This is a genomic window from Blastococcus sp. SYSU D00695, assembly GCF_054050555.1.
The window spans coordinates 113,132-138,407 of record NZ_JBJGZP010000008.1 but is presented as its reverse complement, the minus strand read 5'-3'; the positions used below and the strand labels follow the sequence as shown (position 1 = coordinate 138,407).

Here is a 25,276-nt window from a genome sequence, read left to right as displayed (position 1 = left end):
CCCCCGCCCCCCCCCCCCCCCCCCCCCCCCCCCCCCCCCCCCCCCCCCCCCCCCCCCCCCCCCCCCCCCCCCCCCCCCCCCCCCCCCCCCCCCCCCCCCCCCCCCCCCCCCCCCCCGCGCCGCTGCGGTCAGACGGCGGCCGGCTGCTTGCCCTGCAGGTCGGCGTCGACGCCGGCGGACCCGCCGTCGCGGGCCAGCGGGTCGACGGTGGAGGTCGCCTCGTAGCGCTCGACGTCGAGGATGCCCTCGCGCTTGGCGACGATGGTGGGGACCAGCGCCTGCCCCGCGACGTTCACCGCGGTGCGGCCCATGTCGAGGATCGGGTCGACGGCCAGCAGCAGCCCGACGCCGGCCAGCGGCAGGCCGAGCGTCGACAGGGTCAGCGTCAGCATGACCACGGCGCCGGTGACGCCCGCGGTCGCGGCCGAGCCGACGACCGACACCAGAGCGATGAGCAGGTAGTCGGTGATCGACAGGTCCACGTCGAAGAACTGCGCCACGAAGATCGCCGCCAGCGCCGGGTAGATCGCGGCGCAGCCGTCCATCTTCGTCGTCGCGCCCAGCGGCACGGCGAAGGAGGAGTAGGTCCGCGGCACGCCCAGGTTCTGCTCGGTCACCCGCTCGGTCACCGGCAGCGTCCCGATCGACGAGCGGGAGACGAAGGCGAGCTGGATGGCCGGCCACGCGCCGGAGAAGAAGCGCCGCGGCGAGAGGCCGTGCAGCCGCAGCAGCACCGGGTAGACGACGAACAGGACCAGCGCCAGGCCGGCGTACACGGAGCCGGCGAAGACGCCGAGCGAGCCGAGGGACTCCCAGCCGTAGCTGGCGACCGCGTTGCCGATCAGGCCGACCGTGCCGAGCGGGGCCAGCAGGATGACCCACCAGAGCACCTTCTGCACGATGGCCAGCGCCGAGCGGACCAGGCCGAGGAAGGGCTCGGCGGGCGCCCCGACCTTGAGGACGGCGACCCCGATCGCCACCGACAGCACGATCAGCTGCAGCACGTTGAACGACAGCCCGCCGTCCGGGGAGCCCTGCAGGCCGAGGATGTTCGACGGGACCAGGCCGTTGAGGAAGTCCCACCAGCCGCCGGTGGTCCCGATGTCCTGGGCGGTCGCGGCGTCGACGGAGCTGTGGTCGCCGGGCCGGGTGAGCAGGCCCAGGCCGATGCCGATGCCGACCGCGATCAGCGCGGTGATCGCGAACCAGAGCAGCGTCTGGCCGGCGAGCCGGGCGGCGTTGGAGACCTGGCGCAGGTTGGCGATGCTGACGATGACCGCGGTGACGACCAGCGGCGGGACCAGCGTCTTCAGCAGCGTGACGAAGGTGGAGCCGACGGTCTGCAGGGTGCTGGTCAGCCAGTTCGGGGAGCCGTCGGCGACCGGACCGAGCTGCCGGGCGACGAGCCCGAGGGCGATGCCCAGCGCGAGGCCGAGCAGGACCTGGGCCGCGAAGGGGACGCGGCGGAGACGAGCGAGCACGAGGGGACCTCTTCGAGGGGACGGGGCGGGACGGACCGGACGCGGGCGCGCGTCAGAGGTCGGTCGTCACGCGGCCGTAGTCCACGGCGCGCCGTCGGGTGAGTCCCCAGGTGTCGTGCACGGCAGGAGCAAGGCGCCGGCCCCGCTCCGCAGTCCCGGATGTGCCGGGACTCACGTCCCCGCCCTCAGACCCCGAGGTGGGCCAGCGCCTGCAGCAGCAGCGTCCCCTGCCCGCCGGCCAGTTCCGCCAGCACGCCGGGGTCACGCACCTCGTCCGGGGAGAACCAGGTCAGCTCGAGCGCGTCCTGCTGGGGCGCGCAGTCCCCCTCCACCGGGACGACGTACGCCAGCGACACCGCGTGCTGGCGCGGGTCGTGGAACGGCGTCACCCCCGGCGTCGGGAAGTACTCGGCGATGGTGAACGGCTGGGGGGCGGGCGGGACCCGCGGCAGCGCCAGCGGACCGAGGTCCTTCTCCAGGTGCCGCAGCAGCGCCGAGCGGATGCGCTCGTGGTACAGCACCCGCCCCGACACCAGCGCCCGCTTGACCTGCCCGTCCTCGCCGATCCGGAGCAGCAGGCCGACCGCGGTGACCGAGCCCTGCTCGTTCACCCGGACCGGCACCGCGTCGACGTAGAGGATGGGCAGCCGCTCGCGGGCGGCGGACATCTCGTCCGGGGCGAGCCAGCCGGCGTCGGACTCCGTCACTTCGGTCACCCGCACTGTCTATCCGACGCCGCCACGGCCCCCGTGCCGGGGCCCGGACCGTGCCTCAGTCGGGCCAGACGGGGTGCCGCTTCTCGAGGAACGCGGCCATCCCCTCGCGGGCGCCCTCGAGCTGGCTGGCGGCGGCCATGACGCCGACGGCGACGTCGTAGGCCTCGCGCTCGGGCCGGTCCAGCTGGGCGTACATCGTCGACTTGCCCCACGCCTTGCTGGCGCGGGAGCCGCGGGTGGCCCGCCCGACCAGGTCGGCCACCGCGGCGTCCAGCTCGTCGTCGGGCACGACGCGGTTGACCAGCCCCCAGTCCAGGGCGGTGCGGGCGTCGATGACGTCGCCGGTCAGGGCCAGCTCCATCGCGCGCTTGCGGCCGACGTTGCGCGCCACGGCGACCATCGGGGTGTGGCAGAACCAGCCGCCCTTGCCGCCGGGGGCGGCGAAGCCGGCCGACTCGGCGGCGACGGCGAGGTCGCAGGAGGCCACCAGCTGGCAGCCCGCCGCCGTGGCCAGGGCGTGCACCCGGGCGACGACGACCTGCGGCACCTCCTGCAGGGTCCCCATGAGCCGGGTGCACAGCTCCAGCAGGCTGCGCACCTCCCCGACGGGCCGCCCGGCGACGTCGGCGAAGTCGTGGCCGGCGCTGAACACCGGCCCCTCCGCGGCCAGCACGATCGCCGTCGCGTCGCTCGCGCCGGCGGCGGTGACCGCCGCCAGGAGCTGGCCCAGGTGCTCGCGGGACAGTGCGTTGCGCCGGGCCGGGCGGCACATCGTGATGGTCACGACGTCGCCGTCGCGCTCGACCCGCGGAGCCCCCGCGGCAGCTGCCTCGTCGCTCATGGGGCGACGCTACCGAGCGGCCACCTCCGGGGCACCGGCGGCGGGCACCTCCCCGGGCCGCGGGACCGGCAGCTCCTCGCGGTGCGCCGCCGCGTGCAGGAGGCCGCGGCCGCGCGCCTTGGCGCCGTACATCGCCAGGTCGGCCTGGACCAGCACCTCGCCGAGGGAGGCGCCGGGGCCGGCGAGGGCCAGGCCGATGCTGACCGACACGCGCACCGTCCGGCGGCCCACCTCGATCTGGTCGGCGAGCTCGGTGACGAGCCGCCGCCCGATCGCCGCGGCGTCGTCGTGACCGAGCCCGGGCAGGACCGCCGCGAACTCGTCGCCCCCGAGCCGGCCGACCACCGCGCCGGGCAGCTCCACCAGCCCGGCCTCCAGCCGCTGGGCGAGCCGGGCCAGCAGCCGGTCCCCCACCGCGTGCCCGGCCCGGTCGTTGACCTCCTTGAAGCGGTCGACGTCCACGAACAGGACCGCACCGCCGCGGGCGGCCAGCGCCTCCTCCCCGGCGGTGAGCAGGTGACCGCGGTTGGCCAGGCCGGTCAGCGGGTCCAGCCGGGCGGTGCGCGTCAGGGCCCGGCGCCAGGCGTCGGCCTCGGTGGCGACGGCGGTCAGGCGGGCGATGGTGTCGTCCAGCGCCAGGTGCTGGGAGGCGTCGGCGGCCGGCATCAGGTCCCGGACACCGGCCGCGACCACGTCGAGGACCTCGTCCAGCGTCGACCCGGTGGCCACGGCCTCCAGCGCCCGGCTCTGCAGGGCCAGCAGGCGGGCGTCCCACCGGTGTGCGACGACCTGGCGGCGCAGCGACAGCACGCTGCGCACCAGGCGCACCTGGATCTGCAGGGCGTCGAGGTCCTCGCCGAGGAAGGTGCGGACGTCGTCGTCGAACACGCCCAGCGAGCCCAGGACGAAGCCGTCCTCGTCGACGAGGGGCACGCCCAGGTAGGAGCGGATCGCCCCGGCCGCGACCGCCGGGTTGGCCGAGAACACCGGGTGGGCCAGCGCGTCGGACACCTCGAGGGGCCGGCCGCTGGCCACGACGTAGGCGCAGAACGACAGCTCGTCGGGGACCTCGGTGAAGGGCGCGCCGACACCGATCTCGGCGGGGTAGCACTGCAGGTCGGGGCCGACCAGGTTGATCACCGCGATCGGCGCGTCCAGGGACCGGGCCAGGTAGGAGACCACGGCATCCAGGTCGGCGTCCCCGGCGTGCCCGTCCAGCCGGTAGCTGGCGAGGGCCGCGAGCCGGGCGGGATCGGCGACGGCGCTGCGGGGTGACTGCACCCGACGCAGGCTAACCGCTCACGGTCACCGTGCACACACGTTCCGGCACGGGATCGCGGGGCGACCCCGTGCCGGGGCGTGTGTGCCTCAGGCCGGCGCCGGGACCCGCTGGTCCAGGCCGTTCGCCTCGCGGACGACGTCGACGATCTGGCCCATGATGTCGGTGAGCCCGAAGTCCTTCGGCGTGAAGACGCGGGCCACCCCCTGCTCGCGCAGCCGGCGCGCGTCGCTGTCGGGCACGATCCCGCCGACGACGACCGGGACGTCGTGCAGCCCGGCCTCCGCGAGTCCGCGCAGGACCGCCGGCACCACCTGCAGGTGCGAGCCCGACAGGACCGACAGCCCGACGACGTGCACGTCCTCCTCGACCGCGGCCGACACGATCTGCGCCGGGGTCAGCCGGATCCCCTGGTAGACGACCTCGAACCCGGCGTCGCGGGCGCGGACGGCGATCTGCTCGGCGCCGTTGGAGTGGCCGTCCAGGCCGGGCTTGCCGACCAGGAAGCGCAGCCGGCCGCCGAGCTCCTCGCCGGTGGCCCGCACCCGCTCGCGCACGGCGGCCAGGCCCTCGCCGGCCTCGCCACCGGTGGCCGCGGCCACGCCCGTGGGCGCGCGGTACTCGCCGAAGACCTCGCGCAGCACGCCGGCCCACTCCCCCGTGGTCACGCCGGCGCGCGCGCACTCGAGGGTGGCGTCCATGAGGTTCTCGTCGGTGCCGGCGACCCGGCGCAGCCGCTCCAGCGCCCGCTGCACGGGCTCGGGGTCGCGCTCGGCCCGCCACTTCTGCACGGCCTCCTGCGCCGCGCTCTCCACCGCCGGGTCGACGACCATGATCGCGGTGTCGAGGTCGGCGGTGAGCGGGTTGGGCTCCGTGCTGTCGAACCTGTTGACGCCGACGACGACGTCGTCCCCGCTCTCCATCCGGCGGCGGCGCTCGGCCAGCGAGGCCACGAGCTGGCCCTTCATGTAGCCGGACTCGACGGCGGCCACGGCGCCGCCCATCTCCGCCACGCGGGCCATCTCGGCGCGCGCGCCCTCGACCAGCTCGGCGACCTTGCGCTCCACCACGACCGAGCCGGTGAACAGGTCCTCGTACTCGAGCAGGTCGGTCTCGTAGGCCAGCACCTGCTGCAGGCGCAGCGACCACTGCTGGTCCCACGGCCGGGGCAGGCCGAGCGCCTCGTTCCAGGCCGGCAGCTGCACGGCGCGGGCGCGCGCGTCGCGGGAGAGGGTCACCGCGAGCATCTCCAGCACGATCCGCTGGACGTTGTTCTCCGGCTGCGCCTCGGTCAGGCCCAGGGAGTTGACCTGGACGCCGTACCGGAACCGCCGGTGCTTGGCGTTCTCGACGCCGTAGCGCTCCCGCGTCAGCTCGTCCCAGAGCTGGGTGAAGGCGCGCATCTTGCACATCTCCTCGACGAAGCGGACACCCGCGTTCACGAAGAAGGAGATGCGCGCGACGACCTCGCCGAACTGCTCCTGCGGCACCTGGCCGGAGTCGCGCACCGAGTCGAGGACGGCGATCGCGGTGGAGAGCGCGTAGGCGATCTCCTGCACCGGCGTCGCGCCGGCCTCCTGCAGGTGGTAGCTGCAGATGTTCGTCGGGTTCCACTTCGGCATGGCCGTCACCGTGTAGGCGACCATGTCGGTGATGAGCCGCATCGAGGGCCCGGGCGGGAAGACGTAGGTCCCCCGCGACAGGTACTCCTTGATGATGTCGTTCTGCGTGGTGCCGGCGAGCCTGCTGACGTCGTGGCCGTGCTCCTCGGCGACCGCCTGGTAGAGCGCGAGCAGCCACATCGCGGTGGCGTTGATCGTCATGGACGTGTTCATCTCGTCCAGCGGGATGCCGTCGAACAGCGCCCGCATGTCACCGATGTGCGTGACCGGCACGCCGACCTTGCCGACCTCGCCGACGGCCAGCTCGTCGTCGGGGTCGTAGCCGGTCTGCGTCGGCAGGTCGAAGGCCACCGACAGACCGGTCTGGCCCTTGGCCAGGTTCCGGCGGTACAGGGCGTTGGACTCCGCGGGCGACGAGTGGCCCGCGTAGGTGCGCATGACCCAGGGACGGTCGCGCTCCTCCGGCGACGAGGGGAACGGCATGGTGGGGAGGATAGGGGTGTTACCGCCCAGTAGCAGCCCCGCCCCCGACGTCCTCCCCGGTGGCACACTCGATCGGGCGGGAGGACCCCTGCCCGTCCGGGAGGCTGCAGGGGCCGGAGGAGGAGGACGCGTGGCCGTCGCGGGGAGCCTGGGCTACGCCACCGGGCCCGTCGTCGTGTTCGTCGTGCTCGCCCTGCTGGCGCTGTTCATGCGCTGGGCCTTCGGCACCGGCACCGGGAGCCGCGACACCCGCCGCGGCGCCGCGTCCGCCGACGACGGCCTGCTGGTGCGGGTCGCGACGACGTCCGGCCGGGAGTCGGCGCTGGCGCTGCGCGCCGTCCTGTCCGACGCCGGCATCCGCTCGACGCTGCGCTTCCCCGGCCCGCACCGCGTCGAGGTGCTGGTCTTCCCCGAGGACGCGGACCGGGCCCGCGCGCTGGCGGCGACCTTCCCCGGCTGACCCCCGGCCCGCACCGGCCTCAGTCCGGGCGGGTGACCCGCTCGATCGTCGCGCCCAGCCCGCGCAGCTGGTCGACGAAGTCCGGGTAGCCGCGGTCGACGTGGTGCACGTCGGCGACCTCGGTGACGCCGTCGGAGACCAGCCCGGCCAGGACCAGGCCCGCCCCGGCGCGGATGTCGGTGGCGAGCACGGGAGCGCTGGACAGCCGCTCGCGCCCGCGGACGACGGCGTGGTGGCCGTCGATGCGCACGTGCGCCCCGAGCCGGACGAGCTCGTTGACGAACATGAACCGGCCCTCGAACACGTTCTCGGTGACCAGCGCGGTGCCCGATGAGACCGCGGCGAGCGCCACCGCCATCGGCTGCAGGTCGGTCGGGAACCCGGGGAAGGGCAGGGTCACGACGTCGACGCACCGCGGCCGCTCGGTCATCACCACGCGCAGCCCGTCGGGCACCACCTCGATCGAGGCGCCGGCGTCGGTCAGCTTGTCCAGCGCGACCGACAGGTGCTCGGGCACGGCCCGCTCGATGACGACGTCGCCGCGGGTCATGACCGCGCCGATCGCCCAGGTGCCGGCGACGATCCGGTCGGTGACCGTCGTGTAGGCGACCGGCTGCAGACCGGCCACGCCCTCCACGGTGATCGTCGAGGTGCCGGCGCCGTCGATGCGGGCGCCCATCGCGTTGAGCATCGCGCACAGGTCGGCGATCTCGGGCTCGCGGGCGGCGTTGTCGACCACCGTCGTGCCCTCGGCGAGGACCGCGGCCATCACGAGGTTCTCGGTGGCGCCGACGGAGGGGAAGTCCAGCCAGATCGTCGTCCCGACCAGGCGGGGGGCGGTGGCCACCAGGAAGCCGTGCTCGCTGTCGATGGTGGCGCCCAGCCGCTCCAGCCCGGAGATGTGCATGTCCAGGCCGCGGGAGCCGATCGCGTCGCCGCCGGGCAGGGCGACCCGGGCGCTGCCGCAGCGGGCCACGAGCGGGCCGAGCACGCTGATCGAGGCGCGCATCTTCCGGACCAGGTCGTAGTCGGTCTCGGTCCCCGGCTGCTCCGGGACGTCGATGGTCACCCGGCCCCCGCCGCCGGTGCCCGGGTGACGCTCGTAGGTGACGCCGCAGCCCAGGCGGCGCAGGACCTCGCTCATGATCGTGACGTCGAGGATGTCGGGGACCTCGTCGATGGTGGTCCGGCCCGCGGCGAGCAGGGCGGCCGCCATGAGCTTGAGGGCGCTGTTCTTGGCCCCGGTCACGCGGACCCGGCCGGCGAGCGCCGTGCCGCCGGTGACCTCGAAGCACTCCACGCGAGCACCCTACGGCGGCCCGGGACGGCCCGTCGGCGAGCACCCGGGCCCACCGGCCGGCACCGGCCCGCGGGGCGCACCCGGCATAGGCTCGCCGCCATGACCGTCCGGCTGACCCGCATCTACACCCGCACCGGTGACGCGGGGCAGACCCACCTCGGCGACATGAGCCGCGTCGCCAAGACCGATCCCCGGCTGGTCGCCTACGCCGACGTCGACGAGACCAACAGCGTCCTGGGCGTCGCCCTGGCCCTCGGCGGGCCCGCCCCGGAGGTCGCCGCGCTGCTGCGCGGCGTGCAGAACGACCTGTTCGACGTGGGCGCCGACCTGTCGACGCCGATCGTGGCCGAGCCGGCGCACCCGCCGCTGCGGGTGACCGCGGAGTACACCGCGCGGCTGGAGGCGGCCTGCGACGAGCACAACGCCCGGCTCACGGCGCTGACCAGCTTCATCCTGCCAGGCGGCACCCCGCTGGGGGCGCTGCTGCACCAGGCCCGCACGGTCGCCCGGCGGGCGGAGCGCAGCGTCTGGGCGCTGCTGCAGGCCGATCCCGAGCGGACCAACCCGGAGACCGCGCGCTACCTCAACCGGCTCTCGGACCTGCTGTTCATCCTCGCCCGGGTGGCCAACCCCGGCGGCGACGTGCTGTGGCAGCCGGGCGGTGGCCGCTAGCGTCCGCGAGGAGCGGACTCCACCCAGGACAGGAAGCCGGTCACCGTCGAGGCGTCCATCGCCAGGTCGCGCGGGCCGGCAGCGGTGCTGCAGGCCAGCACGACGACGTCGTCGGGCAGCGCGACGTCGTCCCGCCCGGCGGCGCGGCGGCTCAGGACCTCCAGCTCGGCGCGGCACAGCCGCTGCTGGGGGCGCACCGACAGCGACAGCCCGCGGTACCACAGCAGCGCGTCACCGCCGTACCAGGCGACCCCGACCGACCACCGGGACGAGCCGCCCGGACGCACCCACATCGTCACCGCGCCGAGCCCGGACAGCAGGAACCGCCGGCGCAGCAGGAAGACCACCACCACGACGACCAGCAGCACCGCGACGAGCACCAGCACTGCTGTCGTCATGGCCGGCGTCTCGGGACCCTGGTGTGCGGCGGGCGGTGCGGCAGGGAGCTCAGGCCTCCTGGCCGGCGGCGCGCAGGCGGCCCTGCGCGCGGCGGGCGGCGGCGAGCGCCTCCGGGTCCTCGCCGTCGGACTCGGCCCGGCGCAGCGCCTCGCGGGCCCGCTCGACGTCGATCTCGGAGGAGATCTCCGCGGTCTCGGCCAGGATCGAGACGCCCTGCTGGGTGACGGAGAGGAACCCGCCGTGCGCGGCGACGACCAGGTCCTCACCCTCGGTCGTGCGGATCGTCACGACGCCGCCGTCCGCCAGCTGGCCCAGCAGGGGCGCGTGGCCGGGCAGGACACCGAGCTCGCCCTCGGTCGTGCGGGCGATGACCATGCTGGCCTCGCCGGACCAGATGGTCCGCTCGACGGCCACCAACTCGACCTGCAGGGTCGCCACGACACTCCTCGGGGTGCACCGCCCGGAGGCGGCGTGCGGGCGCCGCGCCCACGGGGGACGCGACGACGGGTCGTGCCCACTGTAACGGCGCGGGCGACACGCCCGGACGCCCACCCGTCCGGGTGACCGGGCGAGCGAGACGCGCAGAACGCGACAGGCCGGGTCCCCCGCGGGGGACCCGGCCTGTCGGACGTGCGTGAGGGGCTGTCAGCCCTTCTTCAGCTTGTCCGCGTTGCGCTCGAGGTCCTCGAGCCCACCGCACATGAAGAACGCCTGCTCCGGCACGTGGTCGTAGGTGCCCTCGGTGAGCGCCTTGAAGGCCTCGAGGGTCTCCGACAGCGGCACGAACGAGCCGGGCTGACCGGTGAAGGCCTCGGCCACGAACATGTTCTGCGAGAGGAAGCGCTCGATGCGCCGGGCCCGGTTGACCGTGACCTTGTCCTCCTCGCTGAGCTCGTCGATGCCGAGGATCGCGATGATGTCCTGCAGCTCCTGGTAGCGCTGGAGGATCTGCTTCACCCGCTGGGCGACCTGGTAGTGCTCCTGCCCGACGTACTGCGGGTCGAGGATCCGGCTGGTGGAGTCCAGCGGGTCGACGGCCGGGTAGATGCCCTTCTCCGAGATGGGCCGCGACAGGTTCGTCGTGGCGTCCAGGTGGGCGAAGGTGGTGTGCGGCGCGGGGTCGGTGATGTCGTCGGCGGGCACGTAGATCGCCTGCATCGAGGTGATCGACCGGCCACGGGTCGAGGTGATCCGCTCCTGGAGCTGACCCATCTCGTCGGCCAGGGTCGGCTGGTACCCCACGGCCGACGGCATGCGGCCGAGCAGCGTGGAGACCTCGGACCCGGCCTGGGTGAACCGGAAGATGTTGTCGATGAAGAGCAGCACGTCCTGGTTCTGCTCGTCGCGGAAGTACTCCGCCATCGTCAGCGCCGACAGCGCGACCCGCAGGCGGGTGCCCGGCGGCTCGTCCATCTGCCCGAAGACCAGGGCGGTGGACTCGATGACGCCGGACTCGGTCATCTCGGTGATGAGGTCGTTGCCCTCACGGGTGCGCTCGCCGACGCCGGCGAACACCGACACGCCACCGAACTCCTGGGCGACCCGGCGGATCATCTCCTGGATGAGCACCGTCTTGCCCACGCCGGCGCCGCCGAACAGGCCGATCTTCCCGCCGGCCACGTAGGGCGTCAGCAGGTCGATGACCTTGATGCCGGTCTCCAGCATCTCGGTGCGGCCCTCGAGCTGGTCGAACCGCGGCGGGTTGCGGTGGATGCCCCAGTGCGGCGCGTCGGCGCCCCAGCCCGGGGTGTCCAGGCACTCGCCGAGGGCGTTGAAGACGTGGCCCTTGGTGACGTCACCGACGGGCACGGAGATCGGCCGGCCGGTGTCGGACACCTGCGCGCCACGGATCAGACCGTCGGTGGGCTGCATCGAGATGGTGCGGACCACGTTGTCGCCCAGGTGCTGGGCGACCTCGAGGGTCAGCGTCTTGCCCAGGTCGGCGAGGGTGACCTCGACCTCCAGGGCGTTGAACAGGTCGGGCATCGCGTCGCGGGGGAACTCGACGTCGACGACCGGCCCGGTGACCCGGACGACGCGGCCGGTCGCCTGGGTGGTCGGACGGTCCTCGGTGACGGTCATGAGGTGGCTCTCCTGCCCTCGTTCAGTCGTCTGCGTTCGCCGAGACCAGCGCGTCGGCCCCGCCGACGATCTCGCTGATCTCCTGGGTGATGTCTGCCTGGCGGATCTGGTTCGCCTGCCGGGCGAGGTTCTTGGCCAGCTCCTCGGCGTTGTCCGAGGCCGACTTCATCGCCCGCCGCCGCGAGGCCGACTCCGAGGCCGCGGCCTCGAGCATCGCCGCGTAGATGCGGGTGGTGACGTACTTCGGCAGCAACGCGTCGAGCAGTGCCTCGGCCGAGGGCTCGAACTCGTACGAGGTGGGGACGCCGCTGTCGGTGGTGCGACCCGCCGCCCGGTCCTCCCGCTCGTAGTCGAACTCCTCGACCTCCTCGACCTCCAGCGGGGCCATCCGCTTGGCGACCGGGACCTGCGCGAGCAGCGACCGGAACTCGGTGTAGACGATGTGCAGCTCGTCCACGCCGAGGATCCCGTCCGCGCCGGCGCCACCGGTCTCGTCGTCGTCCGCACCGGCGGTGAAGACGTCGATGAGCGCCTGACCGACCGCCTGCGCGTCGGTGTAGTTCGGCTGCTCCGAGAAGCCGGTGAACGTCTCGGTGACGTCGCGGTTGCGGAAGCGGTAGTACGTCTCGCCCTTGCGGCCGACGACGTACAGCACCGGCTCCTTGCCCTCCTGGCGGAGCAGCGAGAGGAGCTCCTCGGTGCGCCGCAGCACGTTGACGTTGTAGGAGCCGGCGAACCCGCGGTCGGAGGTGATCACGAGCACCGCCGCCCGCCGCGGGTTCTCCCGCTCGGTCAGCAGCGGGTGGTCCAGCGACGCCGAGGACGCCAGGGCCGACAGCACCCGGGTGATCTCGCGGGCATAGGGCTTGGACGCCTCCACCCGCGCCTGGGCACGCACGATGCGGGCACCGGCGATCAGCTCCTGCGCCGAGAAGATCTTCTTCGTCGACTTGGTGGAGCGGATGCGGCGCCGCAGCGCGCGGAGGTTGCCTGCCATCGGTCAGGCGCTCCGCTTGACCTGGACGCGCTCCTGGCCACGCTCGGACGCGTTCATGGCCTCGGCCTCGGGCTCGTTCAGCAGCGTGCCGCCGTCGGAGAGCTGGAACTGGCCGTAGAAGCTCTCGACGGCGCGCTCCAGGCTGGCCACCGCGTCGTCCCCGAGCGCCCGCGAGGTGCGGATCTCGTCGTAGACGCCGTTCTCGCCGCGGCCGATGAAGTCCAGGAACTCGGACTCGAAGCGACGGACGTCGCCGACCGGCACCTTGTCGAGCTTGCCGGTGGTGCCCAGCCACAGGGAGACGACCTGGCGCTCCACCGGGTACGGGCTGTACTGGCCCTGCTTGAGCAGCTCGACCAGGCGCTGACCGCGGTCCAGGGTGGCCCGGCTGGTGGCGTCCAGGTCCGAGGAGAACGAGGAGAACGCCTCGAGCTCGCGGAACTGGGCCAGGTCCAGCCGCAGGCGGCCGGCGACAGACTTCATCGCCTTGATCTGCGCCGAGCCACCGACCCGCGACACCGAGATGCCGACGTTGATGGCCGGGCGGACGCCGGAGTTGAACAGACCCGTCTCGAGGAAGATCTGCCCGTCGGTGATCGAGATGACGTTGGTCGGGATGTAGGCCGACACGTCGTTGCCCTTGGTCTCGATGAGCGGGAGGCCCGTCATCGACCCGGCGCCCAGATCGTCGGACAGCTTCGCGCAGCGCTCCAGCAGGCGGGAGTGCAAGTAGAAGACGTCGCCGGGGTAGGCCTCGCGGCCCGGCGGGCGCCGCAGCAGCAGCGAGACCGCACGGTAGGCCTCGGCCTGCTTGGTGAGGTCGTCGAACACGATGAGGACGTGCTTGCCCTCGTACATCCAGTGCTGGCCGATGGCCGAGCCGGTGTAGGGGGCGATGTACTTGAAGCCCGCGGCCTCCGACGCCGGGGCGGCGACGATGGTCGTGTACTCCATCGCGCCGGCCTCCTCGAGGGCCGAGCGGATCGAGGCGATCGTCGAGCCCTTCTGGCCGACGGCGACGTAGATGCAGCGCACCTGCTGCGCCGGGTCGCCGGTGGCCCAGGCCTGCTTCTGGTTGATGATCGCGTCGATCGCGATGGCCGTCTTGCCGGTCTGGCGGTCGCCGATGATCAGCTGGCGCTGGCCGCGGCCGATCGGCGTCATGGCGTCGATGGCCTTGATGCCGGTCTGCAGCGGCTCGTGCACCGACTTGCGCTGGACGACGGTGGGCGCCTGCAGCTCCAGGGCGCGGCGGCCGGAGGTGGCGATGGCGCCGCCGCCGTCGATCGGGTTGCCCAGCGGGTCGACGACGCGGCCGAGGTAGCCCTCGCCCACGGGCACCGACAGGACCTCGCCGGTCCGGCGGACCTGCTGGCCCTCCTCGATGCCGGCGAAGTCACCGAGGATGACGACACCGACCTCGCGGACGTCCAGGTTCAGGGCCAGACCGCGCACGCCGCTCTCGAACTCGAGCAGCTCGTTGGTCATGACCGAGGGCAGGCCCTCGACCCGGGCGATGCCGTCGCCGGCCTCGGTGACGATCCCGACCTCTTCCCGGGAGACGTCCGGGGAGTACTCGGTGACGTAGTTCTGGATGGCACTGCGGATCTCGTCTGCGGAGATCGTCAGCTCGGCCATGGCTCGCGTCCTCTTCCCTGCGGGGTTCGTGTCTGTGGTGCGGGCTGGGTGGGTGGCTGGGTCGGTCCGGGCGGCCGCGTCAGCCGACGAGCCGGCGGCCGGCCTCGTCCAGGCGGCGCAGGACGCTGCCGTCGATGACCTCGTCACCGACGCGGATCACCAGACCCCCGAGCACCGCGGGGTCGACGGTCACCTGCAGCCCGATGGCGCGGCCGTACACCCGGCCGAGCACGTCGGACAGGCGCTGCTCCTGCGCTGCCGTCAGCGGGGCCGCGGCGGTCACGTGCGCGACCGACTGCCCGCGGCGGCGCGAGGCCACCTCGGAGAGCCGCTCGATGGCGGTCTCCGCGTTGGCCACGGTGGGCCGGGTGAGGTGGTTGCGCAGCAGCTGCTCGGTGGTCGGGCTGACCCGGCCGCGCAGCAGCCGGTCCAGCAGCGCCGTCTTGCCGGCTGCCGGCGCCGTGCGGTCGGTGAGGATCCGCGACAGCGCCGGGTCACCGGCGACGATCCGCCCGAAGCGGAACAGCTCGTCCTCGACGGTCTCGAGCTGCCCGCGGGCGTCGGCCGCGTCGAGCGCCGCCTCCGTCGCGAGCGTCTCGGCCGCCTCGATCAGGTCGAACGGCCGCGACCAGCGCTGCCGGGCGAGCGTCTCGACGAGGTCGAGCGCGGCCTCGGAGACCTTGCCGGCGAGCAGCCGCTGGGCGAGGGCCGCCCGGTCGGCCGGCTTGCCCGCCGGGTCCGACAGCGCGCGCCGCAGCGACGGCTGGTCGTCGAGCAGCCGCGCCACGGCGAACAGCTCGTCGGCCAGGCCCGACAGCTCCTCCGGCGCGATCACCCGCGGCTGCCCGGTGACCCGGTCCCGGGCGCGCTCGAGCAGCCCCGAGGCCGGACGGGTCAGCTGGTCGAGGCGCTCCCGCGCCTCGACCATGGCGGCGCGACTGGCGGCGTCCATCAGCGGCTGCCCTGGGGCACGGTGGCCCCGGTGCTGCCGGCCATGCCCTCGAGCTGGTCGAGGAACCGGTCGACCGTGCCGTTGCGGCGGGCGTCGTCGGTGAGCGACTCGCCCACCACGCGACCGGCGAGGTCCACGGCGAGCGTGCCGATGTGCGTCCGCAGCTCGTTGAGGACCTGCTGCCGGGAGGCCGCCAGCTGCTCCTCGCCGCGGGCGACGATCCGGGCCGACTCCTCCTGGGCCTGCGTGCGCAGCTCCTCGAGGATCTGCTGCCCCTCGGCGCGCGCCTGGTCGCGGATCTGCGCGGCCTCGGTGCGAGCCTCGGCGAGCTGGGCGCGGTACTGCTCCAGCGCCGCCTTGGCCTCGGCCTGCATCGCCTCGGCCCGCTCGATGCCGCCCTCGATCGCCTCACGCCGGGCGCGGAAGACCTGCTCGAACCGCGGCGCGATGAACTTGAAGAAGACCACCATGACGATCGCGAACGCGATGAAGCCGATGATGATCTCGCCGAGCGGCGGCAGGAGCGGGTTGTGCTCCTCCGCAGCGAGGATGCTCATGCTCTCAGTGTCCCTGTCTCGAGTCGGGAACCGTACCCAGAGGTACGGATCAGGTGCCGAAGACGAAGGGGACGACGAAGCCGATCAGTGCCAGCGCCTCGGAGAGGGCGAAGCCGAGGAAGGCGTAGGTCCGGGTCAGGCCGGCCGACTCGGGCTGACGGGCGGTGGCCTGGATGTAGGCCGCCCACACGATGCCGACACCGATGCCGGGGCCGATCGCGGCGAGGCCGTAGCCGACCGAGCCGATGCTGCCCTGGAGCTCTGCCAACAGGTCCATGCGAGGTGTTCCTCCTGTGTCGTCGCCCAGCGTCTGCCGGGCGGCTTTCGGGGGTGGTGCGGTGGTGCAGATCAGGGGTGCGCCGCGATCGACCGCGGCGCGGTCAGTGCTCGGCCTCGATGGAGCCGTTGAGGTAGGTGCCCATCAGGACGGTGAAGACATAGGCCTGCAGGAAGATGACCAGCAGCTCGAAGAAGGTCATCACGATGGCCATGAGCGCCGAGACCGGGCCGAAGATGGCCGAGTAGTTGCCCACCTGGAACAGGTAGACGGCGCCGAGGGAGAAGACGACCAGCAGCATGTGGCCGGCGAACATGTTCGCGAAGAGTCGGACGGCGAGAGTGAACGGCCGGACGACGAAGTTCTGCAGGATCTCGATCGGCGTGACCAGGATGTACATCGGCTTCGGGACGCCCGGCAGGAAGAGGATGTCCTTGAAGTACCTGCCCGCCCCCTGCTCGCGGATCCCGATGTAGATGTAGAGAACCCAGCAGATCAGGGCCAGGACCAGCGGGAAGGCGAACTTCGACATCGGCGAGATCTGCGCGAGTGGCAGGATCGACATGAAGTTGTTCGCCAGGATGAAGAAGAACAGCGAGGCGAGGAACGGCGCGAAGGGGATGCCCTTGGGGCCGACCACGTCGCGGGCGATGCCGTCGCGCACCAGCGAGTAGCCGCTCTCCCCGATGAACTGCATCTTGCCGGGGATGATCGACGGCTTGCGCACCGTCAGGACCATGAAGACCAGCATCGCGAGGGTGGCGAACCACAGACCGAGCGTGATGCGGGTGATCTCGAAGTCGACACCCAGGAACGTGAACTGGGCCAGCGGCTCCGGGTAGAACTCGCCGAGGCCGGGGGCCTCGAAACCGTCACCCGAGCCGGACTCGGCAGCGAGTACACCTGCGAGCGCGAGGGCGCTGGAGGTCACCGTTGTCCCTTCTGCGTCCCGGGCCGGCTCCGTCGTCCGCCCTGGCTGGTGCTGTGCTTCGGCCCTGATGGCGAGGGCAGTCCGCCGTACCGGAGGACGACCAGGTAGATCGCCACCGCCATGCCGAGGATGATGCCGACCGGGAGGAACACACGCGTGTCCAGCCACTGGTCGAGCAGCCACCCGGCCCCGCCCCAGACCGCCATGCCGGAGATCAGCGTCCCGATGACCGCGTATCCGGTCTCGGCGCCGCTGCCACCCCGGGAGGCGCTGCTGGGCGAGGGCCGCGCGGACCCGCTTGTCGGGTCGTCCTCGGCCATCGGGTCCGGACACTATCAGCCGCCTGTCGGGGCTCGACGGCCACGGCGTTGTCGGCATACGACGCGGCGGAGGCCGCCACCCTTACGGGTGACGGCCTCCTCCGGGGCGCGGGGGTCAGCAGCTGACGATGCCTCGGACGTCGCCTCGCGTCTTGCCGACGTACCAGTCGTGGTGACCGTTGCGCACGATGGTCGCGCAGGGGGTGTCCGGCGCCCATGCGATGTCGGCACGGAAGGAGCCGGTGGCGCAGTTGTTGTAGCCCCGGATGCGATAGCCGCTGTGCTCTCCGGAGCTCGAGTAGGTCGCCGTCTTGGAGAAGCTGGTGCAGGCAGCGTTGGCCGAGCTCATCCCGACGGCCGAGACCGCGAGGAAGCTGGTGAGGAACAGCGCGACCGAGAGTGCCGCACCCTTGATCCGAGTCATGCCCTACCTCCGTGGTCGTCCCGTCACCTAGTGTGACGGGGACCACAGGAGTCCAGCGCGACGACGCCATCCAGTCAATAGAACTACGGCGTGTCGCAATCGACTCGCGGAGCACGCCCGGCACAGCGGCTGTCGACGGGAGCGGCTACCGCGGCGGAGCCGGCGGAGGGACGTAGTACAGCGGCCGGGTCCACACCCACCGCAGCTGCACACAGCTCCACAGCAGGGCACCGGCGACGACGGACCAGGCGAGGGTGAGCCGGTCCAGCCACCCGTCCTCGGGCAGCGCGTTCAGCAGGCCGAACAGCACGATCGCCTTGACGAAGAAGGCGCCGAGCGCGGCCGGCAGGGTGAAGGCGTCGTTGATCCGCCCCGCCCAGGCAACGGCCACACCGCTGACCGCGAAGAACGCCGTCACCACGGCGGCGCCCAGGAGCACCCCGACCGCGGCGTCCCACCCGGCGACGAGGCCGGTGACCGGCGCCGCGACGGCGGTGACCGCGAGGGTGGCCAGGGCACCGACCCGCAGGAAGGACAGGTCCCAGCCGGGTTCCTCGGGAGGCATGCCGCTCATCGCACCACCTGGCCGGCGCCGGGCGTGCGGGGGGTGGCGGCGGTGCCTGTCGGGGCGCCGGGTGCGCCGGCCGACGGCTCCGCCGGGCGGGCGGCGCGCGAGGACGGGTGCGCCGCCCGGCTGCGGGTCCGCATCGCCACCAGCTCCGCGGCACGCGCCTCGCGCGCGGCGCGGCGGGTCCGCGGGGCGAGCACCACGACGACGCCGACGACGAGCAGCGCGCCGATGCCCACGAGCAGCTCGACCCGGCCGCCGGTGATCGACAGCCCGACCGCGCCGCCGGACAGCAGTGCGGCCCAGAAGTACATGACCAGCACGGCCCGCCGGTGCGAGTGGCCGATGGCCAGCAGCCGGTGGTGCAGGTGCATCTTGTCCGGCGAGAACGGCGACCGGCCGCGGCGGGTCCGCCGGATCACGGCCATGAGCAGGTCGATGAAGGGGATGAACAGGACGGCGATCGGCACCAGCAGGGGCAGCGCCAGCGGCAGCAGGCTGGCCGCCGAGTCGAACGACTGCGGGTCGACGTTCCCGGTCGCCGTCACCGCCGCGGCCGACAGCATCAGGCCGACCAGCATGGACCCCGAGTCGCCCATGAAGATCCGGGCCGGGCTGAAGTTGTGCGGCAGGAACCCCAGGCACGCCCCTGCCAGCACGGCGGTGATGAGCGCCGGCGCGCTGGCGACGTCGTCGTAGCCGGTGAGGCCGAGGTTGTAGCTGTAGGCGAAGAACGCGAGGGCGGCGATCGCCGAGACACCGGCGGCGAGCCCGTCGAGGCCGTCGATGAAGTTGAGCGCGTTCACCGTCAGGACGGTGAGCAGGATCGTCAGCGGGACGCCGACGTCCGGGCCGAGCGAGATCGTGCCCAGGTCGGCGACCGGCAGGAACACGAAGGACAGCTGCACGCCGAGCAGGACCATGACCCCGGCGGCGGCGATCTGACCGGTCAGCTTGGTGAGGGCGTCGAGACCGAACTTGTCGTCGAGCACCCCGAGCAGGCAGATCAGCCCGCCGGCCACCAGCACGGCGGCGGTCTGGGAGTCGTCGAAGGTGCGCTGCAGCGCCGGGAGCCGCGTGGCGACGAGGATCGCCGCGGCCACACCCAGGTACATCGCCACTCCCCCGCCGCGCGGGGTGGGGATGACGTGCACGTCCCGCTCGCGGGGGGCGGCCATCATCCGCAGCCGCACGGCGGCGATCCGCACCACCGGGGTGGCGAGGAAGGTGACCAGCCCCGCGGTCAGGAGAGCCAGGAGGTACTCGCGCATGGCTCAGCCGGCGCCCTGCGGCGCTGCTGGCGGAGTGCCCCGGCCGGGGATGCGCATCGGGGGATCTCCCGGGCTGGACGACGGCTGTCGGTCCACGGTATCGCCCCCGCCCGGGGACGGAGGGTGACGGCGCGGGGCCTCAGTCGGTGATCTCGGGGACGACGGCGCGCAGTCGCTCGACGTCGATGGCCCCCACGCGGAGCACGCGCGGCGTCGGCGTCGTGCAGTCGACGATGGTGCTGGCGGTCGAGCCGGCGCGCGGGCCGCCGTCGAGGACGACCGCTGCCCGCTCCCCCAGCTGCGCGACCGCCTCGGCCGCGTCGGTGGCGGCCGGGCGCCCGGAGCGGTTGGCGCTGGAGACGGCCAGCGGCCCGCAGCGGCGCAGCAGGTCGCGGGCGATGTCGTCGTCGGGGAGGCGCACCGCGACGGTGCCCTCCGCGTCGCCGAGGTCCCACGCCAGCGAGGGTGCGTGCTCGACCACGAGGGTGAGCCCGCCGGGCCAGAACTCCTCGGCGAGCCGGGTGGCCACCGGGGGGATGCGGGTGACCAGCCCGGCCAGCGTGAAGGCCTCGCCGATGAGCACCGGCACCGGCATGGCGCGGCCGCGGTTCTTGGCGGCCAGCAGCCGGGTCACGGCCTCGGGCTTGAAGGCGTCGGCGGCGACGCCGTAGACGGTGTCGGTCGGCAGCAGCACCAGCTCGCCCCGGTTGATCGCCCCAGCAGCGGCGTCGATGCCGGCGGTGCGGCCCTCGGGGTCGGAGCAGTCGTAGAGGTCGGCCACGGCCGGTCAGTCTCCCCCACCGACGCTGCGGCGCGTGCGGCGGGCGGTCGGGGCGGTGCTGCTGGCCGCGGCGTGCGGCGTCGTGGGCTGCGGCGGACCGGCGCCGAGACCCCGGCCGGGCTGCTGCTGCTGCTGCGCGACGGGACCGGGATGCCGCTGGAGGACCCGGGCCGGCCCGGCGAGTTCCTGTTCGACGTCTCCACGCCCGCGCAGCGCGACGCGGTGCTGGCGCTGGTCGGGCCCTGGGTCGACGGGTGCGCGGCGGACGGCTTCGACGCGATCGAGCTCGACGACCTGGACAGCTGGACGCGGTCCGGCGGCCGGCTCGACGCCGCGCCGGGGACCCCGGGCTACGTCGCGGAGGACTGCCCGGCGCGCTGAGCCGTCGTGAACCGAGGCCGGCCGGCGAGGTCGGGGTGGTCGGCGACGTCGGCCCAGCCACCGGAGGCGCGGACGAGGGCCGGCAGCGCCGTGCCCTGCTGGTCGGCGTGCTCGATGCCCAGCCAGCCACCGGGCCGCAGCAGCCGGGCCGCGGTGCGCAGCAGTCCGCGCACGACGTCCAGCCCGTCGGGACCGCCCCACAGCGCGAGCGGCGGGTCGTGGTCGGCGACCTCCCGGGGCAGGCGGGCGCCGTCGGGCACGTACGGCGGGTTGGAGACGACGACGTCCACGCGGCCGTCGAGGTCGACGAGCAGGCCGGGGTCGGTCATGTCGCCGGCGAGCACCTGCACCGGCCGGTCCCCCGCGGCGGCCCGGGCGGCCGCGTTGACCCGCGTCCACTCGATGGCGCCGGCGTCGCGCTCCACGGCCGTGACCCGGGCCCCGGGGTGCTCCTGGGCGATCGCCAGCGCGAGCGCGCCCGACCCGGTCCCGAGGTCGACGACGACGGGCTCCGGCACGCTCGCGAGCCGCTCCAGCGCCCAGCCGGCCAGCTGCTCGGTCTCCGGCCGGGGCACGAAGACGCCGGGACCGACGGCGAGCTCCAGGTGACGGAACGCCGCCCGGCCCGTGAGGTGCTGCAGCGGCACCCGGTCGGCGCGCTGGTCGAGCAGCTCGGCGAAGCGGGCGGCGGCCCCGGGCTCGACCGCGTCGAGGGTGACCAGGCCGGCGCGGGTCCGGCCGGTGGCGTGGGCGAGCAGCAGCTCGGCGTCCACCCGGGGGGACTCGACGCCGGCGTCGGCGAGCCGGCGGGCGGCGTCGGCCACCAGCGCGCGCGGGTTCAGGAGCCGGCCGCCAGCAGCTCGGCGGTGTGCGCGCGCATCAGGGCGTCGATGACCGCGTCGAGGTCGCCGTCCAGGACCGCGTCGAGGTTGTGCGCCTTGAAGCCGACCCGGTGGTCGCTGATCCGGTTCTCCGGGAAGTTGTAGGTGCGCACCCGCTCGCTGCGGTCGACCGTGCGGACCTGGCTGCGGCGCTGGTCGCTGGCGGTGGCGGCGGCCTCCTCGCGGGCGGCGGCCAGCAGCCGGGAGCGCAGCACGCGCAGCGCGGACTCCTTGTTCTGCAGCTGGCTCTTCTCGTTCTGCGAGCTCACCACGATGCCGGTCGGCAGGTGCGTGATGCGCACCGCGGAGTCGGTGGTGTTGACGCTCTGCCCGCCGGGGCCGGACGAGCGGAAGACGTCGATGCGCAGGTCGTTGGGGTCGACCGTGACGTCGACCTCCTCGGCCTCGGGGAGCACGAGCACGCCGGCGGCGGAGGTGTGGATGCGCCCCTGGCTCTCGGTCACCGGGACCCGCTGCACGCGGTGCACGCCGCCCTCGAACTTCAGCCGCGACCAGATGCCCTCGTCGCCGCGGGACTTGATGGCGACCGCGACGTCCTTGTACCCGCCGAGCTCGGCGTCGACCGCGTCGAGCACCTCCGTCGCCCAGCCGCGCCGCTCCGCGTAGCGCAGGTACATGCGCAGCAGGTCGCCGGCGAACAGCGCCGACTCCGCGCCGCCCTCGCCGGCCTTGATCTCGAGGATGACGTCCTTGTCGTCGTCGGGGTCCTTGGGCAGCAGCTGCTCGCGCAGCCGGTCCTCCAGCTCCCCGATCTGCTGCTCCAGCGCCTCGGCCTCGGCGCGGAAGGACGCGTCCTCGGCGGACAGCTCGCGGGCGGCGGCCAGGTCGTCGCGGGCCTGGTCGAGCGCGCGAGCGGTCTCGACGACCGGCGCGAGCTGGGCGTAGCGCCGCCCGAGGCGCCGGGCGCGGCCGGCATCGGCGTGCACCGCCGGGTCGGCGAGCTCGACCTCGAGCGCGGCGTGCTCGTCGAGCAGCCCGCGCAGCCGGTCGCTGCCGACGTCGGTCGTGCTCATGGGCGGGCCTCCTGGCGCGGGGTGCGGGTCGCGGGGGTTCGGGGTGCGGACACGACGACGGCGCCCGTCCCCACCCGGGAGGGGTGGGGACGGGCGCCGTCGGGAGCGCTACTCGCCGGCCGGGACCTTGGAGCCGGCGCGCTTGCCGAACCGCTTCTCGAAGCGGGCGACGCGGCCACCGGTGTCGAGGATCCGCTGCTTGCCCGTGTAGAACGGGTGGCAGGCGGAGCAGGTCTCGACGGTCAGCTGACCGCTGGGGACGGTGCTCTTGGTGGTGAAGGTGTTCCCGCAACCACAGGTCACCGTGGTGGTGTGGTACTCGGGGTGGATGCCGGGCTTCATGCCGTGGACCTCTTCCGCAGGTGTCGGTGCTGTAGTCGTGAACGCCGCCCACCGGTGCGGCATTCCAGGCTGCCGGGCGGTACGTCGACCGTCGAGTATCCCCGACCGGTGCGCACGCCCGACAGCCGGGTGGTCACTCGCCGCCGGGGCCGAGCGTCGTCTTCTGGATCTGCATCAGGAACTCGATGTTGTTGCGCGTCTTGCGCAGCTTGTCCTGGAGCAGCTCCATCGCCTGCTGCGGGTCGAGCGCGGCGAGCACCCGGCGCAGCTTGATGACGATCGCCAGCTCGTCGGGCGACAGGAGGATCTCCTCCTTGCGGGTGCCCGACGCGTTGACGTCGACGGCCGGGAAGATCCGCTTGTCCGCCAGGCGGCGGTCCAGCTTGATCTCGGCGTTCCCGGTGCCCTTGAACTCCTCGAAGATGACCGTGTCCATCGTCGAGCCGGTCTCCACCAGCGCCGAGGCGATGATGGTCAGCGAGCCGCCGTTCTCGATGTTGCGGGCCGCGCCGAGGAAGCGCTTGGGCGGGTAGAGCGCCGTGGAGTCGACGCCACCGGAGAGGATGCGCCCGCTGGCGGGGGCCGCCAGGTTGTAGGCGCGGCCCAGCCGGGTGATCGAGTCCAGCAGGACGACGACGTCGTGGCCCATCTCGACCAGGCGCTTGGCCCGCTCGATCGACAGCTCGGCGACCGTGGTGTGGTCGGCCGGCGGGCGGTCGAAGGTCGAGGCGATGACCTCGCCCTTCACCGACCGCTGCATGTCGGTGACCTCCTCGGGCCGCTCGTCGACGAGGACGACCATGAGGTGGCACTCGGGGTTGTTCGTCGTGATCGCGTTGGCGATCGCCTGCAGCACCATCGTCTTGCCGGCCTTGGGCGGGCTGACGATGAGCGCGCGCTGGCCCTTGCCGATCGGCATGACCAGGTCGATGACGCGCGTGGTGAGCTGCTGGGGCTCGGTCTCCAGGCGGAGCCGGTCCTGCGGGTACAGCGGGGTCAGCTTGGTGAACTCCGGCCGCTGCTTGGCCTGCTCGGGGTCCAGGCCGTTGACCGTGTCGAGGCGGACCAGCGCGTTGTACTTGTCCTTGCGCTCGCCCTCGCGGGGCTGACGGACGGCGCCGGTGATCGCGTCACCGCGGCGCAGGCCGTACCGGCGCACCTGGGACAGGGAGACGTAGACGTCGTTGGGGCCGGTCAGGTACCCCGAGGTACGGACGAACGCGTAGTTGTCCAGCACGTCGAGGATGCCGGCCACCGGCAGCAGGACGTCGTCGTCGCTGACGGTCGGCTCGCCCGGCTGGTCGTAGCGGTCGCGCCCGCCGCGACGGTTGCGGTCGCGGTAGCGCCGGCCGCGACGGCCGCGGCCGTCGAAGTCGTCGTCGTCCTCGTCGCGGTCGTCCCGGGCGGCACGCGGGTCGGGGCGGGTGTCGCCGCGCCCGTCGGTGCGGTTGTCGGTGCGCCCGCCGCGGCCGCCGTCGCGCTCGCCCCGGTTGTCGCCGCGCTCGCCCCGGCTGTCGCCGCGCTCGCCACGGTTGTCGCCGCGCTCGCCGCGGCCGCCGTCGCGGGGGGCCCGCTCGCCGTCGCGCTCCCGGTTGCCGTCGCGGGGGGCGCGCTCGCCGTCCCGCTCGCGGTTGCCGTCGCGCTGCGCGCGCTCGCCGTCGCGGTCCCGCGTGCGGTCGCCGTCCCGGTCGCGGTTGCGCCCGCGGGTGCGGGCGGGCCGGTCCCCCTCGGTCCGCTCGTCGTCGGTCCGGGTGTCCTCGGTCCGGACGTCCTCCGTGCGGGGCTGCTCCGTACGGGAGTGCTCCGTGCGGGCCTCGTCCGTGCGCGGGCGCTCGGACGTGGCCGGCGCGCCGGCGGGCTGGGCCTCGGGGGCGTCGGCGGTGGGGGCGCCGGCCGGGCGGCTGGCCGCCCGGCGGCGGCGCGGCTGCTCGGCGGCCACCGGCGCGGTGGGCTCGGCGGCGGGCGCCGCGTCCGGGGCCGTCAGGGGGCCGCCGTTGGCGCCGCCGCTGACGGGGGCCTCCAGCGGGGCCGCGGTCGCGGCGGCGCCCCGCGGCGCGGGGACGCCGTCCCGGGAGTCGGCCGCGTCGGCGGTGTCGGTCCCGTTGCCGCCCACCTGACGGGCGGAGATGGCGGCCACCTGACGGGCGGAGATGGCGGCCACGAGGTCGCCCTTGCGCATCCGGGCGGTGCCGGAGATGCCGAGTTCGGTCGCCAGGCGCTGCAGCTCGGGCAGCAGCATCCCCGACAGGCCACTGCCGCGGCGGCGGGATCGGCCCGCCGGCCCAGAAACGGCAGACGCCTCGTCGGCAGCACCCTGGGGCGCGGCGACGAGGTCGGTGGTTTCGCTCACGTACAGGTCCTTCCCTGCGGTGACCTGCGCCTGTAAGCGCAGGGGGTGACCCGGTCCGACCGGCCGGCCCGCGTCTTCGGAGCCGGCAGGGAGGAGGGGGTCGTCATGGTGCGAGGCGGGATCTGCGACGACGGACCGCCGTCGGCAACGCCCCGCGCGAGGCCGGCTCCAGCGGAGCGGCTGCAGCGCGAGCCTAGATCTCGCTCACGAGCAGGACAACGCTGGTCGTCGCCGGTG

At 73.8% G+C, this 25,276-nt stretch carries 27 protein-coding genes; 3 read left to right on the top strand and 24 right to left on the bottom strand.

The window, feature by feature from the left end; translation table 11 throughout:
- Positions 1-128: 128 nt before the first annotated feature.
- From ACI781_RS07990 to ACI781_RS07970, 5 genes are all read right to left on the bottom strand, one after another.
- Positions 129-1,481 carry a dicarboxylate/amino acid:cation symporter gene (locus tag ACI781_RS07990; RefSeq protein WP_456565548.1) on the bottom strand — a complete coding sequence of 451 codons (1,353 nt, stop codon included), beginning with the start codon at positions 1,479-1,481 and terminating at the stop codon, positions 129-131.
- Between the two features lie 185 nt (positions 1,482-1,666).
- Positions 1,667-2,197 (bottom strand): NUDIX hydrolase family protein, encoded by a 531-nt coding sequence (locus ACI781_RS07985; RefSeq protein WP_456565547.1) that lies wholly within the window; start codon positions 2,195-2,197, stop codon positions 1,667-1,669.
- 55 nt (positions 2,198-2,252) lie between these two features.
- On the bottom strand, positions 2,253-3,038 hold the full coding sequence (locus ACI781_RS07980) for an enoyl-CoA hydratase-related protein (RefSeq protein ID WP_456565546.1): 786 nt from the start codon (positions 3,036-3,038) through the stop codon (positions 2,253-2,255).
- Positions 3,039-3,047: 9 nt separating this feature from the next.
- Positions 3,048-4,319, bottom strand: a complete 1,272-nt coding sequence (locus ACI781_RS07975; protein ID WP_456565545.1) for a diguanylate cyclase domain-containing protein — start codon at positions 4,317-4,319, stop codon at positions 3,048-3,050.
- Positions 4,320-4,406: 87 nt separating this feature from the next.
- Complete coding sequence (locus tag ACI781_RS07970) at positions 4,407-6,422, bottom strand: methylmalonyl-CoA mutase family protein (protein WP_456565544.1); 2,016 nt, start codon at positions 6,420-6,422, stop codon at positions 4,407-4,409.
- Positions 6,423-6,552: 130 nt separating this feature from the next.
- Here ACI781_RS07970 and ACI781_RS07965 point away from each other — a divergent pair, with 130 nt between their 5' ends.
- Positions 6,553-6,882 carry a hypothetical protein gene (locus ACI781_RS07965; protein ID WP_456565543.1) on the top strand — a complete coding sequence of 110 codons (330 nt, stop codon included), beginning with the start codon at positions 6,553-6,555 and terminating at the stop codon, positions 6,880-6,882.
- A gap of 19 nt (positions 6,883-6,901) precedes the next feature.
- Here ACI781_RS07965 and murA read toward each other — a convergent pair whose 3' ends face one another.
- Positions 6,902-8,182: a UDP-N-acetylglucosamine 1-carboxyvinyltransferase gene (gene murA / locus ACI781_RS07960; RefSeq protein ID WP_456565542.1), complete on the bottom strand. Its 1,281-nt coding sequence runs from the start codon at positions 8,180-8,182 to the stop codon at positions 6,902-6,904.
- A 99-nt stretch (positions 8,183-8,281) separates the two neighbouring features.
- Here murA and ACI781_RS07955 point away from each other — a divergent pair, with 99 nt between their 5' ends.
- Positions 8,282-8,854 (top strand): cob(I)yrinic acid a,c-diamide adenosyltransferase, encoded by a 573-nt coding sequence (locus ACI781_RS07955; RefSeq protein ID WP_456565541.1) that lies wholly within the window; start codon positions 8,282-8,284, stop codon positions 8,852-8,854.
- Here the strand turns inward: ACI781_RS07955 and ACI781_RS07950 are convergent.
- From ACI781_RS07950 to ACI781_RS07885, 14 genes are all read right to left on the bottom strand, one after another.
- A complete protein-coding gene (locus ACI781_RS07950; protein ID WP_456565540.1) occupies positions 8,851-9,252 on the bottom strand; it encodes a DUF2550 domain-containing protein in 402 nt (133 codons plus the stop codon). The two genes, ACI781_RS07955 and ACI781_RS07950, sit on opposite strands and share 4 nt — an antisense overlap.
- A 49-nt stretch (positions 9,253-9,301) precedes the next feature.
- On the bottom strand, positions 9,302-9,691 hold the full coding sequence (locus ACI781_RS07945; protein WP_456565539.1) for a F0F1 ATP synthase subunit epsilon: 390 nt from the start codon (positions 9,689-9,691) through the stop codon (positions 9,302-9,304).
- 207 nt (positions 9,692-9,898) lie between these two features.
- Positions 9,899-11,335: a F0F1 ATP synthase subunit beta gene (atpD, locus tag ACI781_RS07940; protein WP_456565538.1), complete on the bottom strand. Its 1,437-nt coding sequence runs from the start codon at positions 11,333-11,335 to the stop codon at positions 9,899-9,901.
- A gap of 22 nt (positions 11,336-11,357) precedes the next feature.
- Positions 11,358-12,332 carry a F0F1 ATP synthase subunit gamma gene (locus tag ACI781_RS07935; RefSeq protein ID WP_456565537.1) on the bottom strand — a complete coding sequence of 325 codons (975 nt, stop codon included), beginning with the start codon at positions 12,330-12,332 and terminating at the stop codon, positions 11,358-11,360.
- 3 nt (positions 12,333-12,335) lie between these two features.
- Positions 12,336-13,970: a F0F1 ATP synthase subunit alpha gene (gene atpA / locus ACI781_RS07930; protein WP_456565536.1), complete on the bottom strand. Its 1,635-nt coding sequence runs from the start codon at positions 13,968-13,970 to the stop codon at positions 12,336-12,338.
- Between the two features lie 79 nt (positions 13,971-14,049).
- Complete coding sequence (locus tag ACI781_RS07925) at positions 14,050-14,922, bottom strand: F0F1 ATP synthase subunit delta (protein ID WP_456565535.1); 873 nt, start codon at positions 14,920-14,922, stop codon at positions 14,050-14,052.
- On the bottom strand, positions 14,922-15,479 hold the full coding sequence (locus ACI781_RS07920) for a F0F1 ATP synthase subunit B (RefSeq protein ID WP_456565534.1): 558 nt from the start codon (positions 15,477-15,479) through the stop codon (positions 14,922-14,924). Before ACI781_RS07920 ends, ACI781_RS07925 begins: the two co-directional genes overlap by 1 nt.
- Positions 15,480-15,528: 49 nt before the next feature.
- Positions 15,529-15,756, bottom strand: coding sequence for an ATP synthase F0 subunit C (gene atpE / locus ACI781_RS07915; protein ID WP_456565533.1), 228 nt, complete (start codon positions 15,754-15,756; stop codon positions 15,529-15,531).
- Between the two features lie 103 nt (positions 15,757-15,859).
- Positions 15,860-16,687 (bottom strand): F0F1 ATP synthase subunit A, encoded by an 828-nt coding sequence (gene atpB / locus ACI781_RS07910; RefSeq protein ID WP_456565532.1) that lies wholly within the window; start codon positions 16,685-16,687, stop codon positions 15,860-15,862.
- The gene (locus ACI781_RS07905; RefSeq protein ID WP_456565531.1) at positions 16,684-17,007 is read right to left on the bottom strand and encodes an AtpZ/AtpI family protein; all 324 of its coding nucleotides are present in this window, start codon (positions 17,005-17,007) and stop codon (positions 16,684-16,686) included. The genes atpB and ACI781_RS07905 overlap by 4 nt, the downstream gene beginning before the upstream one ends.
- 115 nt (positions 17,008-17,122) lie before the next feature.
- On the bottom strand, positions 17,123-17,431 hold the full coding sequence (locus ACI781_RS07900; protein WP_456565530.1) for a hypothetical protein: 309 nt from the start codon (positions 17,429-17,431) through the stop codon (positions 17,123-17,125).
- Between the two features lie 145 nt (positions 17,432-17,576).
- A complete protein-coding gene (locus ACI781_RS07895; RefSeq protein ID WP_456565529.1) occupies positions 17,577-18,005 on the bottom strand; it encodes a hypothetical protein in 429 nt (142 codons plus the stop codon).
- A complete protein-coding gene (locus ACI781_RS07890) occupies positions 18,002-19,270 on the bottom strand; it encodes a glycosyltransferase family 4 protein (RefSeq protein WP_456565528.1) in 1,269 nt (422 codons plus the stop codon). Before ACI781_RS07890 ends, ACI781_RS07895 begins: the two co-directional genes overlap by 4 nt.
- Positions 19,271-19,409: 139 nt before the next feature.
- Positions 19,410-20,051, bottom strand: coding sequence for an L-threonylcarbamoyladenylate synthase (locus ACI781_RS07885; protein ID WP_456565527.1), 642 nt, complete (start codon positions 20,049-20,051; stop codon positions 19,410-19,412).
- 72 nt (positions 20,052-20,123) lie between these two features.
- Here ACI781_RS07885 and ACI781_RS07880 point away from each other — a divergent pair, with 72 nt between their 5' ends.
- Positions 20,124-20,432, top strand: coding sequence for an endo alpha-1,4 polygalactosaminidase (locus tag ACI781_RS07880; protein ID WP_456565526.1), 309 nt, complete (start codon positions 20,124-20,126; stop codon positions 20,430-20,432).
- Here ACI781_RS07880 and prmC read toward each other — a convergent pair.
- From prmC to rho, 4 genes are all read right to left on the bottom strand, one after another.
- Positions 20,402-21,256 (bottom strand): peptide chain release factor N(5)-glutamine methyltransferase, encoded by an 855-nt coding sequence (gene prmC / locus ACI781_RS07875; RefSeq protein WP_456565525.1) that lies wholly within the window; start codon positions 21,254-21,256, stop codon positions 20,402-20,404. The genes ACI781_RS07880 and prmC overlap by 31 nt on opposite strands.
- 14 nt (positions 21,257-21,270) lie before the next feature.
- Positions 21,271-22,347 (bottom strand): peptide chain release factor 1, encoded by a 1,077-nt coding sequence (gene prfA / locus ACI781_RS07870; RefSeq protein WP_456565524.1) that lies wholly within the window; start codon positions 22,345-22,347, stop codon positions 21,271-21,273.
- Positions 22,348-22,455: 108 nt separating this feature from the next.
- Entirely contained in the window at positions 22,456-22,689 is a 234-nt protein-coding gene (rpmE, locus tag ACI781_RS07865; RefSeq protein WP_456565523.1) for a 50S ribosomal protein L31, read from the bottom strand.
- Positions 22,690-22,822: 133 nt separating this feature from the next.
- Positions 22,823-25,039, bottom strand: coding sequence for a transcription termination factor Rho (gene rho, locus ACI781_RS07860; protein WP_456565522.1), 2,217 nt, complete (start codon positions 25,037-25,039; stop codon positions 22,823-22,825).
- Positions 25,040-25,276: the final 237 nt, after the last annotated feature.

Coding starts and splice junctions, on each gene's coding strand:
- ACI781_RS07950 (WP_456565540.1), bottom strand. CDS start 9,252: ATGACGACAGCAGTGCTGGTGCTCGTCGCGGTGCTGCTGGTCGTCGTG.
- atpD (WP_456565538.1), bottom strand. CDS start 11,335: ATGACCGTCACCGAGGACCGTCCGACCACCCAGGCGACCGGCCGCGTC.
- ACI781_RS07890 (WP_456565528.1), bottom strand. CDS start 19,270: ATGCGCGAGTACCTCCTGGCTCTCCTGACCGCGGGGCTGGTCACCTTC.
- ACI781_RS07955 (WP_456565541.1), top strand. CDS start 8,282: ATGACCGTCCGGCTGACCCGCATCTACACCCGCACCGGTGACGCGGGG.
- atpA (WP_456565536.1), bottom strand. CDS start 13,970: ATGGCCGAGCTGACGATCTCCGCAGACGAGATCCGCAGTGCCATCCAG.
- ACI781_RS07895 (WP_456565529.1), bottom strand. CDS start 18,005: ATGAGCGGCATGCCTCCCGAGGAACCCGGCTGGGACCTGTCCTTCCTG.
- ACI781_RS07925 (WP_456565535.1), bottom strand. CDS start 14,922: ATGGACGCCGCCAGTCGCGCCGCCATGGTCGAGGCGCGGGAGCGCCTC.
- ACI781_RS07980 (WP_456565546.1), bottom strand. CDS start 3,038: ATGAGCGACGAGGCAGCTGCCGCGGGGGCTCCGCGGGTCGAGCGCGAC.
- ACI781_RS07970 (WP_456565544.1), bottom strand. CDS start 6,422: ATGCCGTTCCCCTCGTCGCCGGAGGAGCGCGACCGTCCCTGGGTCATG.
- ACI781_RS07905 (WP_456565531.1), bottom strand. CDS start 17,007: ATGGCCGAGGACGACCCGACAAGCGGGTCCGCGCGGCCCTCGCCCAGC.
- prfA (WP_456565524.1), bottom strand. CDS start 22,347: ATGAGCACGACCGACGTCGGCAGCGACCGGCTGCGCGGGCTGCTCGAC.
- ACI781_RS07935 (WP_456565537.1), bottom strand. CDS start 12,332: ATGGCAGGCAACCTCCGCGCGCTGCGGCGCCGCATCCGCTCCACCAAG.
- atpE (WP_456565533.1), bottom strand. CDS start 15,756: ATGGACCTGTTGGCAGAGCTCCAGGGCAGCATCGGCTCGGTCGGCTAC.
- ACI781_RS07920 (WP_456565534.1), bottom strand. CDS start 15,479: ATGAGCATCCTCGCTGCGGAGGAGCACAACCCGCTCCTGCCGCCGCTC.
- ACI781_RS07900 (WP_456565530.1), bottom strand. CDS start 17,431: ATGACTCGGATCAAGGGTGCGGCACTCTCGGTCGCGCTGTTCCTCACC.
- rpmE (WP_456565523.1), bottom strand. CDS start 22,689: ATGAAGCCCGGCATCCACCCCGAGTACCACACCACCACGGTGACCTGT.